Origin of the sequence: Natronorubrum thiooxidans, from assembly GCF_900156475.1 — an archaeon.
Taxonomy (GTDB): Archaea; Halobacteriota; Halobacteria; order Halobacteriales; family Natrialbaceae; genus Natronorubrum; species Natronorubrum thiooxidans.
The window spans coordinates 99,700-115,817 of record NZ_FTNR01000012.1 but is presented as its reverse complement, the minus strand read 5'-3'; the positions used below and the strand labels follow the sequence as shown (position 1 = coordinate 115,817).

The 16,118-nt window shown below is 63.3% G+C and carries 16 protein-coding genes; 8 read left to right on the top strand and 8 right to left on the bottom strand.

Annotated features, from left to right (window positions below; translation table 11 throughout):
• Window positions 1-57: 57 nt before the first annotated feature.
• Complete coding sequence (locus BW940_RS15540; RefSeq protein ID WP_076610135.1) at window positions 58-465, top strand: hypothetical protein; 408 nt, start codon at window positions 58-60, stop codon at window positions 463-465.
• Window position 466: 1 nt separating this feature from the next.
• Here BW940_RS15540 and BW940_RS15535 read toward each other — a convergent pair whose 3' ends face one another.
• A complete protein-coding gene (locus BW940_RS15535; protein ID WP_076610134.1) occupies window positions 467-910 on the bottom strand; it encodes a universal stress protein in 444 nt (147 codons plus the stop codon).
• Window positions 911-990: 80 nt separating this feature from the next.
• Window positions 991-2,235 carry a digeranylgeranylglycerophospholipid reductase gene (locus tag BW940_RS15530; protein WP_076610133.1) on the bottom strand — a complete coding sequence of 415 codons (1,245 nt, stop codon included), beginning with the start codon at window positions 2,233-2,235 and terminating at the stop codon, window positions 991-993.
• Between the two features lie 392 nt (window positions 2,236-2,627).
• Between BW940_RS15530 and nrfD the strand changes: the two genes are divergently transcribed.
• Window positions 2,628-3,977: an NrfD/PsrC family molybdoenzyme membrane anchor subunit gene (nrfD, locus tag BW940_RS15525; RefSeq protein ID WP_076610132.1), complete on the top strand. Its 1,350-nt coding sequence runs from the start codon at window positions 2,628-2,630 to the stop codon at window positions 3,975-3,977.
• Window positions 3,978-3,994: 17 nt separating this feature from the next.
• Here nrfD and BW940_RS15520 read toward each other — a convergent pair whose 3' ends face one another.
• A complete protein-coding gene (locus BW940_RS15520; RefSeq protein WP_076610131.1) occupies window positions 3,995-4,681 on the bottom strand; it encodes a triose-phosphate isomerase in 687 nt (228 codons plus the stop codon).
• Window positions 4,682-4,690: 9 nt separating this feature from the next.
• Entirely contained in the window at window positions 4,691-4,840 is a 150-nt protein-coding gene (locus tag BW940_RS21860; RefSeq protein WP_173834900.1) for a DUF7557 family protein, read from the bottom strand.
• A gap of 167 nt (window positions 4,841-5,007) precedes the next feature.
• Here BW940_RS21860 and BW940_RS15515 point away from each other — a divergent pair, with 167 nt between their 5' ends.
• From BW940_RS15515 to BW940_RS15505, 3 genes are all read left to right on the top strand, one after another.
• Window positions 5,008-5,247 (top strand): hypothetical protein, encoded by a 240-nt coding sequence (locus tag BW940_RS15515; RefSeq protein ID WP_076610130.1) that lies wholly within the window; start codon window positions 5,008-5,010, stop codon window positions 5,245-5,247.
• Window positions 5,248-5,313: 66 nt separating this feature from the next.
• A complete protein-coding gene (locus BW940_RS15510; RefSeq protein WP_076610129.1) occupies window positions 5,314-6,378 on the top strand; it encodes a pyridoxal-phosphate-dependent aminotransferase family protein in 1,065 nt (354 codons plus the stop codon).
• Between the two features lie 69 nt (window positions 6,379-6,447).
• A complete protein-coding gene (locus tag BW940_RS15505) occupies window positions 6,448-6,975 on the top strand; it encodes an FKBP-type peptidyl-prolyl cis-trans isomerase (RefSeq protein ID WP_076610128.1) in 528 nt (175 codons plus the stop codon).
• Window positions 6,976-6,978: 3 nt separating this feature from the next.
• On the opposite strand, the gene BW940_RS15500 is transcribed toward BW940_RS15505, so the two are convergent.
• The 3 genes from BW940_RS15500 to BW940_RS15490 form a co-directional block, all read right to left on the bottom strand.
• On the bottom strand, window positions 6,979-8,445 hold the full coding sequence (locus BW940_RS15500) for a sulfite oxidase (protein WP_076610127.1): 1,467 nt from the start codon (window positions 8,443-8,445) through the stop codon (window positions 6,979-6,981).
• A gap of 2 nt (window positions 8,446-8,447) precedes the next feature.
• Window positions 8,448-8,927, bottom strand: a complete 480-nt coding sequence (locus BW940_RS15495) for a cupredoxin domain-containing protein (RefSeq protein ID WP_076610126.1) — start codon at window positions 8,925-8,927, stop codon at window positions 8,448-8,450.
• Between the two features lie 354 nt (window positions 8,928-9,281).
• Window positions 9,282-10,055 carry a hypothetical protein gene (locus BW940_RS15490; protein ID WP_076610125.1) on the bottom strand — a complete coding sequence of 258 codons (774 nt, stop codon included), beginning with the start codon at window positions 10,053-10,055 and terminating at the stop codon, window positions 9,282-9,284.
• 121 nt (window positions 10,056-10,176) lie between these two features.
• Between BW940_RS15490 and BW940_RS15485 the strand changes: the two genes are divergently transcribed.
• Together BW940_RS15485 and BW940_RS15480 are read left to right on the top strand one after the other, a co-directional pair.
• Window positions 10,177-11,298 (top strand): aminotransferase class V-fold PLP-dependent enzyme, encoded by a 1,122-nt coding sequence (locus BW940_RS15485; RefSeq protein ID WP_076610171.1) that lies wholly within the window; start codon window positions 10,177-10,179, stop codon window positions 11,296-11,298.
• Window positions 11,299-11,445: 147 nt separating this feature from the next.
• Entirely contained in the window at window positions 11,446-12,279 is an 834-nt protein-coding gene (locus tag BW940_RS15480; RefSeq protein WP_076610124.1) for a universal stress protein, read from the top strand.
• 88 nt (window positions 12,280-12,367) lie between these two features.
• On the opposite strand, the gene BW940_RS15475 is transcribed toward BW940_RS15480, so the two are convergent.
• Complete coding sequence (locus BW940_RS15475) at window positions 12,368-12,874, bottom strand: hypothetical protein (RefSeq protein WP_076610123.1); 507 nt, start codon at window positions 12,872-12,874, stop codon at window positions 12,368-12,370.
• A gap of 198 nt (window positions 12,875-13,072) precedes the next feature.
• Here BW940_RS15475 and uvrA point away from each other — a divergent pair, with 198 nt between their 5' ends.
• Window positions 13,073-16,036 carry an excinuclease ABC subunit UvrA gene (uvrA, locus tag BW940_RS15470; protein ID WP_076610122.1) on the top strand — a complete coding sequence of 988 codons (2,964 nt, stop codon included), beginning with the start codon at window positions 13,073-13,075 and terminating at the stop codon, window positions 16,034-16,036.
• The last annotated feature ends 82 nt before the right edge of the window (window positions 16,037-16,118 follow it).

Sequence of the window (16,118 nt, the reverse complement as noted above, 5' to 3'; positions counted from 1 at the left end):
CCTCGAGACGGAGTGATGACACAATAGTAATGGATACCGAGACAGTCAGTAAACTCAATGAGTGCAGATCGACGCCCGTTGTTGCTCGTTCTTTTCGGCAGTGCGCTGCTCGTGACGCTGGTGATTCATCTTTCGTTTCTCCCGCGATACTTCCCCGAGGACGTGTTCATGACCGGGCTGGCGCTCGTCGCTGGCTGGGCGACGTACACGCTCGTCTTTTATATAGTCGGGCGGCTCCGATCGGAGCCACAGGAACTGCCCAGTATGCGGATCGCGGACATCGGTATCGCGCTCTTTCTCGTCTCACTGCTGCTCGGAGCGGCGCTTGACGCGTTCGGCTTTACGCCCGAAGCGATCCTCGAGGCATACGTGGTGCCCGCGATCGGGATCTACGTCGGCCTCGCGCTGCTGGGCTGGTCGATCGGTCGGCGAACGGAAGCGATCAACCGGATCGTGCGGCAGTAGCTTACGCCGACTCGTCGTCGGCGTTGGCGACGAATACGGGGATGTCGCCGAAGCGAACGATGTGGTCGGTGACACTCCCCAGCGCCATCCGCTGGACGCCGCCCCGGCCGCGAGTCGCCATCACGACGAGGTCGACCCCGACGTCGTCGGCGTACTCGAGCAGTTCGTGTTCGGGCGGCCCCTCGAGGACCGTGCCAGTCACGTCGAGACCGGCCGCCTCGGCGCGCCCGACGACCGCGTCGACGTGTTCCTGAGCCCGGCCGCGCATCGCGTCTTCGGCGCTCGCAGCATCGCCCGGGAGCCGGAGGTCACCCAGCGGGCCGGTGTCGGCGACACAGACGACGTGTACCGTCGCGTCGTGGACGGTTGCGAGCTCGATGGCGGTCTCGGCGGCATCTTCGGCGTGTTCGCTCCCGTCAGTTGGAATCAGAATCGTCTCGAACATCGTACGGTGTCATACAGCGAGCGGTGTCAAATTCCTGCCGAATGGCAGGTTATCGATCGACGACGCCACGTGGGAGGCTCTCAGCGGAACCAGTCGAGGCTGAACCGCTCTTTGGCAAACTGCGCCAGCATCGGGATATCGCTTGGCTCGAGCAGGCTCAAGATCGCGGGAATGCTCCCACGGTTCGCACTCGCCAGCGTGTCGTCATCGAGCCGACGGAGGTCGGCCATGAGTTTGTCGTAGCGCTCGTTCGGCGCGAGATAGAGCATTTGGGTCATCAGCAGCCGTTTTCGCTGGTTCGGCGCGACGTCGCGATGCCAGAGGGTGTCGTACACCTCGAGGTTCTCGGCGGTCGGCTCGAGGTTGCCGTGTTTGAGACAACTGTCGGCCGTGGCGGCCGCCGCGCGACCCGACTGCATGCACTTGTTGATGCCTTCGCCCCACAGCGGATCGACCGTCGGGACGGTGTCGCCGATGGCCATGAACCGGTCGGTGTGCATCTTCTCCGGCAGCTGAATGTGGGCCGAGCCGCGGTGTTGTTTCCCCTCGAGTGGCGTCGCGTTCCGAAAGCGCGGATCGGTCTCGAGCCAGTGGGTGAGATAGTCGTCGATCGCAAAGTCATCGCGTGCGTACTGCTTGTGACCGCCGTTTTGGATATAACAGAGGCCGACCTTGGCGGTGTCCTCGCCGGTGTGGAAGATCCACGAGTAACCGCCGGGAGCGAGCTCGTGGTCCAGTCGAAGCATCATCGCGTCGTTGAGGTCCGCGAAGCCGGGGCGGTCGATATCAATCCCTTCGAACTCGTACTCGATGCCGATCGCGTGGTTCTCGCGTTTAAGATCGACGACGCCGAGTTTCTTCGCGAGCGGCGCGGCCGGCCCCGTCGCGTCGATGACGATGTCGCCGTAGACCTCTTCGTCGCCGTTGTATCTGACGCCGACGATCTCACCGTTTTCCATGATCGGCGCGGTGACGCGCGCGTCGAATCGATACTCCGCGCCGTCCGCGCGGCTGTCCTCGACGAGGAACCGTTTGAAGTCGGCGAACTCGAGGACAGCACCGGGCTGCTCGCGGACGTAGTGATCAGTCGGCGACTCGAGGACGACGCTGTCGGTGTACTGCATCACGACGTCGTCCGGAACCCCGAACGAGGCCATCATGGAGGGGAACGTGCCTGCAGTCGATTTGTTGCTCTGGCGCGGGAACTCGTCTTCGGACTCGGTCTCGAGGACCACGACGTCGTAGCCTCGGGCAGCGAGGTCGCGTGCACACTGGCCGCCGGCGGGTCCGGCACCAGCGATGACCACATCGTAGCGGTTGTTCATAACGTCGAGACTATTTCGGAGCCACATTAGTTTATTCAGTCACGACGGAGTGACGGGGGCCAGACACATACAGTATTTTTTACATCCCTGCGGCCATCGGCTCGGTTCAGTATCTGGGAAAAACGGTCAGCTGACACGTAGCCACTGCCCTTGGAAGGGCAAGGCCCACCAAACGATCGTAACGGCTATCGGGGACTAACGGGCAATCCGTTCTGCGACGCTTCCAAGCAGGACCCGCGGGATATCAGATCAGGAAAAGATCACCTTCGATTCATCCTCGAGGGACCCGATCGCACGACGGTCGAGTGGGAGCAGGAACTGATAGAGTGCTTGCAAGGCCAACGGATGGTATAAGGCACGTGGGCAAGGTACGGTTGTGAACCTCTATCACAATGAGTACGAAAACACCACGAAAGGCCGATATCCTGCGGCCGATACAGAACACGTCGACGAAGTATTTCGCGCTGGTTGCCGTCGCCGGATTGGTGTTTGCTCTGTTCTTGGTCGGCTGGATCTACCAGCTCTCACAGGGGCTGGTCGTCACCGGGTTATCAGACTGGGGAACCGGTGGCGGTGTGACGTGGGGGCTGTACATCGGCGCGTTCATCTGGTGGGTCGGGATCGCTCACGGAGGGATCATTCTTTCAGCTGCAGTTCGCCTGCTCGGCATGGAACGGTACATGCCGGTCGCCCGGCTGGCCGAACTGCTGACGATCGCGGGCCTCTCGGCGGCGGGCTTTTATATCATCATCCATCTGGGCCGGCCGGATCGGATGGTGACGAGCGTACTCACCCACTACCACATCACGATCCACAACTCGCCGCTGGTGTGGGACGTGACCGTCATCACGGCGTATTTCGTGTTGACGGCGACGTACCTCTCGCTGACGCTTCGATACGATATCACTCGATTACGCGGGGAGCTGCCGGATCGCCTCGGTCCCATCTACCGATTCATGACCATCGGCTACACCGAAAAAGAAGACGAGATCGTCCAGCGGATGGTCTGGTGGCTCGCACTCGCGATCATCATCATGGCACCGCTCTTGCTCCACGGCGGCGTTATCCCGTGGCTGTTCGCCCTGATCCCGACGATGCCCGGCTGGTTCGGTGCCATTCAGGGCCCGCAGTTTCTCACGATCGCGCTGACTTCTGCGATCAGCGGCGTCATCTTGCTCTCGTACGGCTTCCGGTGGGCCTACGACTGGGACCACATCATCACCGACGATATCTTCCGTGGACTCACGCTCTGGCTTGGCTTCTTCTCGATGCTGTTCCTGTGGCTGCAACTCCAGCAGATGGTTACCGGTTCGTTTGCCGCACCGGTGGACCTGACACACGTCTGGGAGGCGAACTTCGCAAACCTGCTCTATCTCTTCGCGATCGGGCTCGTCGCCGTGACACTCGCCTACATCTTCGCACAGGCGATCCGTCCCGCACTGTTCAGTAAGAAACGAGCCGTCGTCTCCGGGCTTGCAGTCCTCACCGCAACCCTCACCGAAAAGATCCTCTTCGTCGTCGACGGCCTCTTGCACCCGACGCTCGATATCTACGCCGCAACGCCCGGGGAGTACTTCCCGAGCCTGATCGAGATCATGTCCGTCATCGGAACCATCTGTATGGTAATCTTGTTTTTCCTCACCGTCGCTAAGATCTTCCCCGTGGTCGAACTACACGCCGTCGAACACCTGCGGGAGAACCAGGAACACGGACAAGAACACGAATCGATTACGGACGACTGACCAGCGCCGCCTCGAGCCTACTCGCTTGCGTCCAGAACGGCGCGTGCGACCGACTGCAACCACGCCGCTCGATCCGTCGCCTCGAGGGCTGCCGACGCGGCCCCCGCCGCATCGACGCCACACGAAAACGCTCGCTCGACGTCCTCGGCCGTTCGGATCCCGCCGCCGACGAAGACGCTCGTTCGGGGATTCTGGGTTGCGACCATGTTGACGAACGCCGCGATGCGTTCCGGATGGGTCCGGACCAGCCCCGACTCGCTGGCGATGTCGTCGGGCCGCTCGAAGAGCAGGCAGTCGGGGTCGAACGTCAGCGCGGCCCGACCCTGCTCGTGGCTGGTGACACAGACGATCGACTCAAGGCCGAGATCGTCACACCGATCGACCGCGCGGGCCACGTCGGCAAAGGTGGCCTCGTTCTGTGGATGGTTGATGAAAACGGCGTCAGCGCCAGCCGCCGCAACTGCCTCGTACGTCGTGGCCCCCATCACGGCGTCGTCGGCGAGCGTCGCGGACTGGGCGACGATCGGCAGCGACGTTCGGTCGGCGACGAGCCGGAGATCGGTGAGCTGCGGTGCGACGACGAAGCGACACCCCGTGTCGTCTCGCACGCGCTCGATCGTCCGCGCGAACGCGAGGCCGTCCTCGCCGACCGTCGCCGTGCTGGTCTTAAAATTGATCAGGAAGTGCGGATACTCGAGTGCCATTCTCCGCCGTCACTCGGAGTAGCCTTCCTGGAGAAACGCGCCTTCGGTCTCGTAGATCGACACGAGTTCTTCGAGGAACTCCGCGTAGGTTTCGTCCGCTTCGCGGTGGTTGTCGAGTCGTTCTTTCAGGTCATCGCTAATCTCGATCGTGTGAGTCATAGCTGTCACGAAGCAGTTGCTTCGGTCGTATCATCACCAACCAACGTCAAATAGGTCGGGGGCAGCGACGATGTGCTCGTCTCGGCGGTGGGGAAGCCGACGTTGCACCGATACTGCCGTCTCGTGCCGGCCAAACAGGTATCTGCGCGGTCGTGAACGGATGGGGTATGAACGGTACGCTGACCGGCGACGACGTCGGCAAAACGGTCGTCGACGCGGCGGGCAAAGAACTCGGTATCGTCGCGAAAGTCGATGGCAACCGCGCCGCCGTCGATCCGAACCCGTCGGTCGCAGAGCACGTGTTCGCGTCGCTAGGGATCGAGGGCGAAGACGAGGAAGACTACGTCGTCACGGAGTCGATGCTCGAGTCAGTCGACGACGAGATCGTTCTTCAAGGAACGCTCTAAGCCGGCGAAACCGACGCCAGAACACCAACCGCAACTCGCTAATGAGAGCGGGTCCCATGACTGTGCATGAACGTCACGCCAGGACCGACGGCGGTGCCGCCAGCGGTCAGGGAAGCGATGGCCGAACCGCAGCCGAATCCGGACCTCGAAGCCGCGTTCGCGGAGCGCTACGACGACGTCTGTACGAAACTCGAGACGATCTACGACACGTCCCATGACGTCGTCGTCCCCGGTGGCGAGGGTATCCTTGGCCTCGAGGCGGCCATCGCATCGCTGGTCGCGCCCGGCGACCGCGTGCTCTGTCTTTCCAACGGACTCTACGGCGACGGCTTCGCGGACTTCGTCGAGTCGTACGACGGCGAGGCCGACCTCGTCTCCGTGGCCTACGACGAGTCGTACGACCTCGAAACAATCGCAGCGGCACTCGAGGCAGCCGACGCCGACGGCGAGCCGTACACGCTCGCGACGATGGTTCACTGCGAGACGCCGACGGGGACGCTCAACGACCTCGAGCCCGTCCTGGACCTGCTCGAGGACCACGACGTGGTGAGCGTCGTCGACGCGGTTTCCTCGCTCGGCGGCACGCCAGTGCCGACCGACCGAATCGATGTCTGTCTCGGGGCGTCCCAGAAGTGTTTCAGCGCGCCGCCGGGGTTGACGACGGCGGCGATCAGCGACCGCGCGTGGGAGGCGATGGAGGCCCGCGAGCCGCCATCGCTCTATACGAACTTCCTCCCGTGGCAGGACGTCTCCGACGGGTTTCCGTACACGCATCTGAGCGCGAACGTCGCCGCCCTCGACGTGGCGCTCGACCTGCTACTCGAGGAGGGCCTCGAGGACGTCTATGCGCGCCACGAGACGGCCGCCGAACGCTGTCGCGAGCGCGGCGCTGAGATGGGCCTCGAGTGCTATCCCGACCCCGAACGGCGTTCGCCGACCGTGACGGCGTTTCGGCTGCCGGGCGAGGCGAAACGGGTTCAACAGCGAGTCGCAGACGAGGAAAACGTCGTGCTCGCGACGGGCCTCGGCGACATGGCCGACGACATCCTTCGAGTCGGACACATGGGGTACAACGCCGACCTCGAGACGGTCGAGCGAGCGATGGACGCCCTCGAGGCCGTCCTCGAGTAACCCGCCACCGGGAAGCGGACGACCCGGACCGACGGTGACTTTTTACCGTTTTGTGAGACACGTACACACATGGCAAAAGAAGGGCAGATCGCGGTCGTCCACTACACCGCCCGGCTGGTCGACGGCCCCGAATCGGGGGCGATCGTCGACACAACGGACGTCGACGTCGCACAGCGAGAGGGGATCTATCACGACCACCGCGACTACAAACCGCTCGAGTTCCGGGTCGGCGACGGCGGCGTCGCCCCGGTGCTCGAAGACGTCGTGCAGGACCTCGAACCGGGTGAGACGCGGACGGAGATCGCCGACCCCGAACGGGCATTTGGCGAGTACGACGAGGACGACGTCCACGAACTCGAGCCCGACGCCGTCGAAGAGCTGGTCGGCGAGGTTCCCGAGGAAGGGAGTCTTGTGACGACCGACGACAACCGGACCGGCTGGGTAACGGCTGTCGACGACGACCGCGTGGTCCTCGATTTCAACCACGAACTGGCAGGCGAACGCCTCGAGGTGGAGATCAGGCTCCTCGACGTCTACGGGAAACCGGGCGACGACAGCGCGAAAACCTGGGAGAAAAAGTACGGCAAGCGCCAGTAGGTGCTACATCTCCACGGTCACGTCGACACCGTGTGGTTCGTAGGCGTTGAGACAGTATCCACCCATCTCGTAGGGGAAGCTGTCGTCTTCGATCGTGAGCTGTCCGTCCTCGATGTCCGAGATATCGCGCGGCTGGGTTCGGCCGTTTTCGTCGGTGGCTCGAGAGACGAGCGTGTAGTCGCCGCCTTCTTCGGGGTCCCACAGGTACCGGAACTGCCGCCAGGCGTAGGGACCGTTGTCCTCGCCGAAGAACTCCGCGCTCTCCCAGGTTTCGCCGCCGTCGGCGGAGATTTCGACCTCGGTGACCTCGTCATCGCCGGCCCAGGCGACACCGATAACCTCGATCATGCCGTCTTCGTCTCGCGGCGAGACGGTGTCGTCGATGCCGGGGTAGCCGATCAGCGACTTCACGAGTTGGTCGTAGATGTACGGCGGCACCTCCCGCTCGCCGCTTGCTTCCATGTCCATCTGGGTCTGGGTATCGAACTCGTCGATGGACTCGACGCGGATCGATTCCTGGCCCTCCGCGAGGATGCGGTAGGAGTTGTGCTGCCAGTGGAGATAGTTCTCGTAGTCGTCGGTCTCGTAGTCCTCCAAGAACAGGTCCTCATCGTCACCTATCATCATCCGCTCCATGACCTCGATCTCTGAGAGCCACTTGACGTTGTTATTGCCGTACCAGCCGGGAACGACGACGCGGACGGGGTGGCCGTGTTCGGCGGTCATCTCCTCGCCGTTCATCTCGTAGGCCAGGATGCAGTCTTCCATGACCTTCTGCATCGGGATCGAGCGGGCGAAGACGCGTTCGCCGTCGGGTGCGTCGTCCCCGGCGAACATGACCCACATGTCGTCACTGGTGTCGGCCCCGTACTCCTCCATGATCTCACTGAGCGGCGCGCCGGTCCACTCGGCGTTCCCGACCGCACCGTATATCCACGGGTTGCCGGCGATCTCCGGATCGAAGTACGACCGGCCATTGCCGGAACACTGCATGACGTGGGTGACCGTCTCCGTCGAAAACTCCTCGCGGAGCGCGTCGACCGAGATGTCGGCTTCCTCGTCGACCAGCCCACCGAGCGAGATCGTCCACTCTGTTTCGTCGATCCGCGGGGCCAGATAGTGATTCCGGATGTAGTGTTCTTCCGAGGGGGTGATGTACTCCGTGTACGTCTCCCGTTCGGCTGCCTCCCCGTTTTCCGGATCTGCCGAGTGGATCAACAGGCCCGGGAACTTCTCCTCTAAGTACTCCCGATCGCCGGGTTCGGGCTCGCCGCCGCCGTCGTCATCGTCTGTTTCATCCTCGTCGTCGGCTTCCTCCTCGCCAGCACAGCCGGCGAGCGCGACGGTCGCCGCAGCGCCGCTGGCCAGCATAAACCGTCGGCGGTCAAGAAACCGACGTCGACGGTCGTCTACGGTGGAGTCGTCGTCCTGTGCGTCTCGGGTTCGTTCGGTTGTATGTTCTGTTGACATTGTCACTCTTCGACGTGTATCTGACCAACCATTTGCGGGATGTGTGGCGTACAAACGTACACGTACTCCCCAGCGACCTCGAACGTGTGTTCGAACTCGGCCTCCTCTTCCATGACCGAATTGTGGTTTTCTCCCTCGTAGGAGGTAAACGGCTCAGCCCCCTCCGGGTTCTCACACTCGGTTGCTGCATCCGGATGCGACGTGACGTTGTGGCCGGCGCTATCGAAGTACCACCTCACGGTGTCGCCCACGGCGATCGTGAGTTCCTCGGGATCGAACTCCCAGTTTCCGTCCGGACCAGCGATGACCTCGTGTTCGTCCGACTGTTCGCCGTCGGGTTCACCGTCTCCATTGGAATCGTCATCCGAAGCGCCGTCATCCGAAGCATCAGTGTCGTTATCGAGACACCCCGAAAGTGCAATCCCACTGATGGCACCGGCGTATTTCAGATATCCCCGACGACTATGTGTCTCGTCAGCCATCTACATGATAGATGATGCCATTTGTCAAAACGACCGAGATAGGAGAAACATAATCCTGTAGATAACGTGAACCAGTATTGAAAATCGAATAAATAACCAATATTGGCTAGTATACGCGCTATTTTCTCCTGTATCTATTACAAAACGACTCCAGAGAGACAGTCGAGTTGCTGTGTCGGACTCGAGTCTCAGACGATCTGTTGGCTGTCAGTTTTCGGCGCGACCGCGAACTCGCACGCAGTCGCGCTGGGATACAGGGATTGCAAACCGTCTCATACGGTCTGCTGTACCGAGTTACCGGTGTGACCACAGGGCGGTCGCGGGTGCACCGGAAATGACTTACAGGAATCCGTCTCAGTCCAGTGACTGCTCGCGCCAGGTCGTCCAGTCGTACAGCCGCTCGAGTTCGCCGCCCTGCTGGCGGATCGCGACGGCGGTGTCGAACAGGAACGCGGCAACGAGCGTCGTCCCGACGATCCAGACGGCGTCGGCGAGTGCATCGTAGCCGGCGAGCGCGCCGGTCAGCAAGTCGACGAAGACGACGCCGGCGACACAGAGGATCGCCGGCAGCAGGTGGCGGGTGAGCGCGGCGAGCGTCGTTCCTTCGTGGACGCGAACGGTCTGGACGGCATAGAGGAGTGCCCACGCGGAAGTCAGTACCCAGCCGGCCGCGACGACCAGGTGCGTCCAGTCGGTCCCGACGAGGAACGTGCCCCACCACGCAGCGACGAAGACGGCGATGACGGCGTAATCGGCCCACGCAGGAAGGAGTCTCGAGCGGCCGGTGCCCGTCCGTTCGGCGTGGTACATCGCACGGATTCCCAGGGCAAAAAAGAGGATGAAGAACAACACGGCACCGTCGACGAACACGGCGAGCCAGTCGGCCTCGAGCAACAGCGTCCCGATGCCGGCGACGGCGTAGACGATCGCAGCGCCGATGCCGGCAAACAGGAACCACTGCGCCTCGGTCACGTCAGCCGTAAGGACGTCGTTGACGTAGACGAACGTGTAGTACAACAAGACGACCGCAGCGATGCCGATCGCGAGGTACGCGAACAACTGGCCGAGTACGACTGTCGTCTCGGGATCGCTCGCATCGAACGTGATCGACGGCGCGAAGGCGAACATGGTAGCCGGAACTGAAACTGGCACGAATAAAAGCGCACCCCCGAATTGCCGTGTTTCGGGAACGGAACAACACCACAGACGACGACAATATATTAGCCGCCGACACAGAATGCATCGCATGATGACGCCGACGGAACTCCGCGAGACGATCCCCGCACTCGAGGCCGGCACGTACCTGAACTGGGGCGCTGGCGGCCCGAGTCCACGATGTGTCGTCGAGGCAGCCGAATCGTGCCTCGAGGCCCACGAGTACGAGTCGCCAACGACCGGGGGGATGTACCCCGCCGCGTTCGACGTCTACGACGACGCACGGACCGCCGTCGCCGGCCTGCTCGGGGCCGAACCGACCGACATCGCCCTCACGGAGAGCACGACCGACGGGATCAACCGCGTCGCGACGGCGTTCGACTGGGACGAGACCGACGTCGTCGTCCGGACGGACCTCGAGCACTCCTCGGGTATCCTCCCGTGGCAACGCCTCGAGCGCGAGTACGGCGTCGAGGTCCGCGTCCTCGAGACCGAAGACGGTCGGCTCGATCTCGAGGACGTGAAGGCGGTGGCGAGCGAGGCGACGTTGTTCTGTCTCAGTTCGCTCACCTGGACCCACGGCACCCGGCTGCCGATCGCGGACGTCGTCGACGTCGCCCACGACGCCGGCGCGCTGGTTCTCGTCGATGCCGTCCAGGCCCCCGGGCAGGTGCCGGTCGACGTCGCCGAATGGGGGGCCGACTTCGTCGTCGGCTCGGGCCACAAGTGGCTCGTCGGCCCGTTCGGCTCCGGCTTCCTGTACGTTCGGCCGGGACTCGAGGCCGAGCGGGACCTCGTCCCCGCCGCGATCGGCTACCGGAGCGTCGTCGACGCGAATGCCCCCGAGTACCGCTACGAAGCCGGCGCTCGCCGGTTCGAGGTCGGGACGGCGAGTCCCGTCGCTCACGCCGGGCTGATCGAGGCGATTTCGCTGCTCGAGGAGGTTGGGCTCGAACGCGTCACGAGTCGAATCGAGACGCTCACCGGGCAGCTGAAAGCCGGCGTTCCCGACGAGCAGTTGCTGAGCCCGCGAGCGTACGAATCGGGGCTCGTGACGATCGCCGTCGACGAGCCGGCGGCGACCGTCGACCGACTCGCCGAGCAGGGGATCGTCGTCCGCACGCTGCCCGGTCCCGACGCGATCCGGGCGTCGGTCCACGCGTACAACACCCGCGAGGACGTCGAGACGCTGCTCGCGGCGCTCGAGATGGCCTGAGACAGCCTGCTGTACCGAGTTATCGCCGATCACCAGAGACGGGGTCCGGTGATCGGCGGGACGTGACGACAGCAGTCCGTATGAAACAGCTCCCGGTTGGTGGGAACAGTGGGGAAGCGGTAAGTTACTCTGCAGTGACGATACCGTATGTTCGAACGCATTCTCGTTCCAACCGACGGGAGCGGGCCGGCGAACGCGGCACTCGAGTACGCCGGAGAGATCGCCGCAGTAGAGAATCTAACCGTCCACATCGTACATGTGGTCGATCCGGACACGGATCCGACCGACGCCAGCGAGCAGCTTGCGGACAGTCGTGAGTGGGCAGGGGACGCCGACGCACCGGTCATTGACGAGGTACACACCGGCGAGCCGCGGGAGGCGATCCTCGAGTACGCCGCGACCCACGACGTCGATGCGATCGTTATGGGCACGCGGGGCCGACGCGGCGTCGGTCGACTCCTGCTTGGCAGCGTGACCGAGGCAGTCGTCCGCGATGCGCCCGTCCCCGTCCTCGTCGTTCGGGGTGCACCCGAAGTCAAACGGGAGTATCCCCTCGAGACGATCGTCGTCCCGATCGACGGCAGCAGCCACGCCGACGCCGCCTTCGAGGAGGCACTCGCGCTTGCGAGTGACAACGGGGCGACCGTCCACCTCCTTTCGGTCGTCGACGTCGCACCCGTCGGCATCGACGAAGGCAACGATTTCAGACTCGAGCAACTCGAACAGTACGCTCAGCAGGTCGTCGACGAGGGGGTACAGCAGGCCGAAGAGGTGGGTGTCGACGCAGTGGGGTCGGTCCAACACGGCTCGGCGCAGCAACGAATCCGAGAGTATACCGACGACGAGAACGCGGATCTGGTCGTCATGGGGACACACGGTCGCAGCGGGCTCGATCGGCTCCTCCTTGGTAGTGTCACGGAGCGTGTGTTGCGGACGGCGACAACGCCGGTGTTGACGGTCCGGGAACCCGACGAGGAGTGAGACGGGGTGCTGTCCCTGCGTCCCGGCGAGTTGCTCGAGACGCGGCGAGACAGAGCACTCGAGACGTCATCGATCGCAGGCGAACTCGTCAGTAGTGGTCGTCGTCGGTCGACTGCGAGGCTGTGGCTGCTTCGATCATCGTCTGTCGGTCCTCGAAGTACGCTGGCGCGTCGGTATCGGCTTCGAGACGGACCACCCGGTCTAACGCTTCGTCGGCGTCGTCGACCGACGACTGCAATTCCGCGGCGAGGTCGGTGTAGGCCGCGGCCAACTCCTGAAAGATCTGCATCCGCGTCTGTTTGGCCTCGACGAGCAGCTGTTTCTCCTTGACATCGCGCTCGAGGGCCTCGAGTGCGTCGATATCGGGGTCGCCGCTGTCCGGACCTGCCGGTGTCGACGGGCCGTCGGTTCCTTCGATTGTCGTGTGTGCCTCGAGTTGGCTTCGAAGGTCGGCCATCTCGGCGTCGATCTCGGAGAGCAAGTCGTCGGCTTCGGCCCGCATCGTCTCGACGCGCCCGGAGAGCAGTCCGGCCTGGGTCCGACAGTAGTCGACGAACTCGTCGACCGACAGCCCGGGGTCAGTGTCGTCGCTCATAGCACCCCATTGGAGCTTCCGGCCGAAGTCAGTTTGGTCCGGCTGGCAAGCAAAGCGGTCCGCAAACGGCCATACAGTGCTAGCATACACCGTGCTATTCGCCTTTCAGACTCGTTAAGTTCGTTGGGCCACTGATGCATCCACAATGAACCGAACAGTGAGTCCTCAACCGATGTCGCGACCTGCCACCACCGACTCATGAGCAAAGACTACATCGAGGTACGGGGTGCGGAGGAACACAACCTCAAGGATCTCGACGTCACGATCCCCCGCGAGGAGTTTACCGTCGTCACCGGCCTCTCGGGCTCCGGAAAGTCCTCGCTGGCGTTCGAGACGATCTACGCCGAGGGCCAGCGCAGATACATCGAGAGTCTCTCCGCCTACGCCCGCAACTTCCTCGGACAGATGGACAAACCGCAGGTCGAGACCGTCGAAGGGCTCTCGCCGGCGATTTCGATCGACCAGAAAAACGCCGCGAACAACCCCCGATCGACGGTGGGGACGGTAACGGAACTCCACGACTACCTCCGACTCCTCTACGCCCGCGTCGGCACTCCCCACTGTCCCGACTGTGGCCGCGAAGTCGGCGAGCAGTCGGCCCAGAACATGGTCGAACGCATCCTCGAACTCCCCGAGGGAACCAAAGCCAAACTCGCCGCCCCCGTCGTCCGCGACCAGAAAGGGGCCTTCGAGGACCTCTTCGATGAACTGGTCTCAGAGGGGTACGCCCGCGTCGAAGTCGACGGCGAGGAACACGACCTCACGCTCGAGGACCCCGACTTAGACGAGAACTTCGACCACACGATCGACGTCATCGTCGACCGCGTGAAGGTGAGCGTCGAGGATCGCCCGCGGATCATCGACAGCGTCGAGACGGCCCTCGAGGAAGCTGACGGCGTCATGAAGGTCATCCTCCCCGAGGCCTCCGAGGAGGTCGCCGCGGATCTGGGCGAGGAAGCCCGCCGAACGGGCGCGCTGGGCGACGAACGCGAGGACGACGACCGCTTCGTCGTCGAGTTCTCGAAGGATCTCGCCTGTACCCACTGCGGGATCGACGTCCCCGAAATCGAGACGCGCTCGTTTTCGTTTAATTCTCCTCACGGTGCCTGTCCGGAGTGTGAGGGCTTAGGCGAGACCAAGGAGGTCGACGAGGACCTCGTCATCCAGGACGCATCCAAGCCGCTGAAACACGTTTTCGAGCCCTGGAGCTACAACCGCTCGTACTACCAGACCCGGCTGGACGCCGTCGCGACGCATTTCGACATCCCGCTGTCGACACCCTTCGAGGAGATCGACGCGGACATCCAGCAGGCGTTTCTCTACGGCACGACCGACGAAGTCGTCTTCAAGCGACAGACGAAAAACGGCACCCGGCGCAAGCAAAAGCGCTTCGAGGGCGTCATTCCGAACTTAGAGCGGCGCTACCTCGAGACCGACTCGGACTCGACCCGCGAGCACATCGAGGACTATATGTCGGCCACGGAATGTCCGGCCTGTGATGGTACCCGTCTCAAGGCCGCGAGCCGGGCCGTACTCGTCGACGACACCTCGATCACGGCGATCAACGCGATGAGCATCGGCGACGCCTTAGCGCACTTCGAGTCGATGGAAGCGGACCTCACCGAGCGCGAGAAAGTGATCGCCGAGGAGATCTTAAAGGAGATTCGCTCGCGACTCAGCTTCATGTGTGAGGTTGGCCTCGAGTATCTCACGCTCGATCGAGAGGCCTCGACGCTCTCGGGCGGGGAGAGCCAGCGCATTCGGCTGGCGACACAAATCGGGTCCGGCCTCGTCGGCGTCCTCTATGTGCTCGACGAGCCCTCGATCGGGCTCCACCAGCGGGACAACGACCGACTGCTCGATACGCTCGAGGAACTGCGCGATATCGGCAACACCCTGATCGTCGTCGAACACGACGAGGAGACGATGCGTCGGGCGGACCAGGTCATCGATATGGGGCCCGGCCCCGGCAAGCGCGGCGGCGAGGTCGTCGCGAACGGCCCCGTCGAGGCGGTCAAGGGGACCGAGGGCTCAATCACCGGCGAGTATCTCTCCGGCCAGCGACAGATTCCGGTTCCAGACGAGCGACGCGACCCCGAGGGGGCGCTGACGATCCGCGGGGCCCGCCAGCACAATCTGGACGACGTCGACGTCGACATCCCGCTCGGAAACTTCACCGCGATCACCGGCGTCTCCGGCTCGGGCAAGTCCACGCTGATGCACGAAGTGCTCTACAAGGGGCTGGCCCGCGAGATGAACAACAATACGAGCGTGATTCCGGGCGACCACGACGCCCTCGAGGGACTCGAGGAGATCGAAACGGTGCGCCTGATCGACCAGTCGCCGATCGGTCGAACGCCCCGATCCAATCCGGCGACGTACACGAACGTCTTCGACTACATCCGGGACCTGTTCGCCTCGACGAAGCTCTCGAAACAACGCGGCTACGAGAAGGGACGGTTCTCGTTCAACGTCAAGGGCGGTCGCTGCGAGGAGTGTGGCGGGCAAGGGACCGTCAAGATCGAGATGAACTTCCTCTCGGACGTGTACGTCCCCTGTGAGGAGTGTGACGGCGCACGCTACAACGACGCCACGCTCGACGTTACCTACAAGGGCAAGACCATCGCGGACGTCCTCGAGATGGAAGTCGAGGAAGCATACGACTTTTTCGAGTCCTCGAGTCAGATTCGTCGTCGTCTGCAACTCCTCAAAGACGTCGGATTGGGCTACATGACGCTTGGCCAGCCCTCGACGACGCTGTCCGGTGGGGAGGCCCAGCGGGTCAAGCTGGCGGAGGAACTCGGGAAGAAGGATTCGGGCGAGACGCTCTACCTGCTCGACGAGCCGACGACTGGGCTCCACAGCGAGGACGAGCGCAAGCTGATCGACGTTCTCCACCGACTGACCGACAACGGCAACACCATCGTCGTCATCGAACACGAACTCGACCTGGTGAAAAACGCCGACCACGTCATCGACCTCGGCCCCGAAGGCGGCGAAAACGGCGGCGAAATCGTTGCGACCGGTACGCCGGAAGCGATCGCTCGCCTCGAGGACTCCCACACCGGCCGGTATCTGCGCGATCTGTTGCCAAAGGTGGATCTCGAGGGGCCACGCGGCGAGCGCGTCGAGCCTGTGACGGCACCGATGGACGACGACTGAGACGGACCGGCGTCGGTCAGTTCCGGTGCGATCGCGCCCCGTCCTGCGGCTGCGCCGGGAAATCGGTACAGCAGACCGATCA

What these genes read in the sequence shown, in the direction of transcription:
- BW940_RS15535 (WP_076610134.1), bottom strand. Translation starts at nt 910, where the DNA reads ATGTTCGAGACGATTCTGATTCCAACTGACGGGAGCGAACACGCCGAA.
- BW940_RS15490 (WP_076610125.1), bottom strand. Translation starts at nt 10,055, where the DNA reads ATGTTCGCCTTCGCGCCGTCGATCACGTTCGATGCGAGCGATCCCGAG.
- BW940_RS15480 (WP_076610124.1), top strand. Translation starts at nt 11,446, where the DNA reads ATGTTCGAACGCATTCTCGTTCCAACCGACGGGAGCGGGCCGGCGAAC.
- BW940_RS15530 (WP_076610133.1), bottom strand. Translation starts at nt 2,235, where the DNA reads ATGAACAACCGCTACGATGTGGTCATCGCTGGTGCCGGACCCGCCGGC.
- BW940_RS21860 (WP_173834900.1), bottom strand. Translation starts at nt 4,840, where the DNA reads ATGACTCACACGATCGAGATTAGCGATGACCTGAAAGAACGACTCGAC.
- BW940_RS15510 (WP_076610129.1), top strand. Translation starts at nt 5,314, where the DNA reads ATGAACGTCACGCCAGGACCGACGGCGGTGCCGCCAGCGGTCAGGGAA.
- BW940_RS15505 (WP_076610128.1), top strand. Translation starts at nt 6,448, where the DNA reads ATGGCAAAAGAAGGGCAGATCGCGGTCGTCCACTACACCGCCCGGCTG.
- nrfD (WP_076610132.1), top strand. Translation starts at nt 2,628, where the DNA reads ATGAGTACGAAAACACCACGAAAGGCCGATATCCTGCGGCCGATACAG.
- BW940_RS15500 (WP_076610127.1), bottom strand. Translation starts at nt 8,445, where the DNA reads ATGTCAACAGAACATACAACCGAACGAACCCGAGACGCACAGGACGAC.
- uvrA (WP_076610122.1), top strand. Translation starts at nt 13,073, where the DNA reads ATGAGCAAAGACTACATCGAGGTACGGGGTGCGGAGGAACACAACCTC.
- BW940_RS15520 (WP_076610131.1), bottom strand. Translation starts at nt 4,681, where the DNA reads ATGGCACTCGAGTATCCGCACTTCCTGATCAATTTTAAGACCAGCACG.
- BW940_RS15540 (WP_076610135.1), top strand. Translation starts at nt 58, where the DNA reads ATGAGTGCAGATCGACGCCCGTTGTTGCTCGTTCTTTTCGGCAGTGCG.
- BW940_RS15515 (WP_076610130.1), top strand. Translation starts at nt 5,008, where the DNA reads ATGAACGGTACGCTGACCGGCGACGACGTCGGCAAAACGGTCGTCGAC.
- BW940_RS15475 (WP_076610123.1), bottom strand. Translation starts at nt 12,874, where the DNA reads ATGAGCGACGACACTGACCCCGGGCTGTCGGTCGACGAGTTCGTCGAC.
- BW940_RS15495 (WP_076610126.1), bottom strand. Translation starts at nt 8,927, where the DNA reads ATGGCTGACGAGACACATAGTCGTCGGGGATATCTGAAATACGCCGGT.
- BW940_RS15485 (WP_076610171.1), top strand. Translation starts at nt 10,177, where the DNA reads ATGACGCCGACGGAACTCCGCGAGACGATCCCCGCACTCGAGGCCGGC.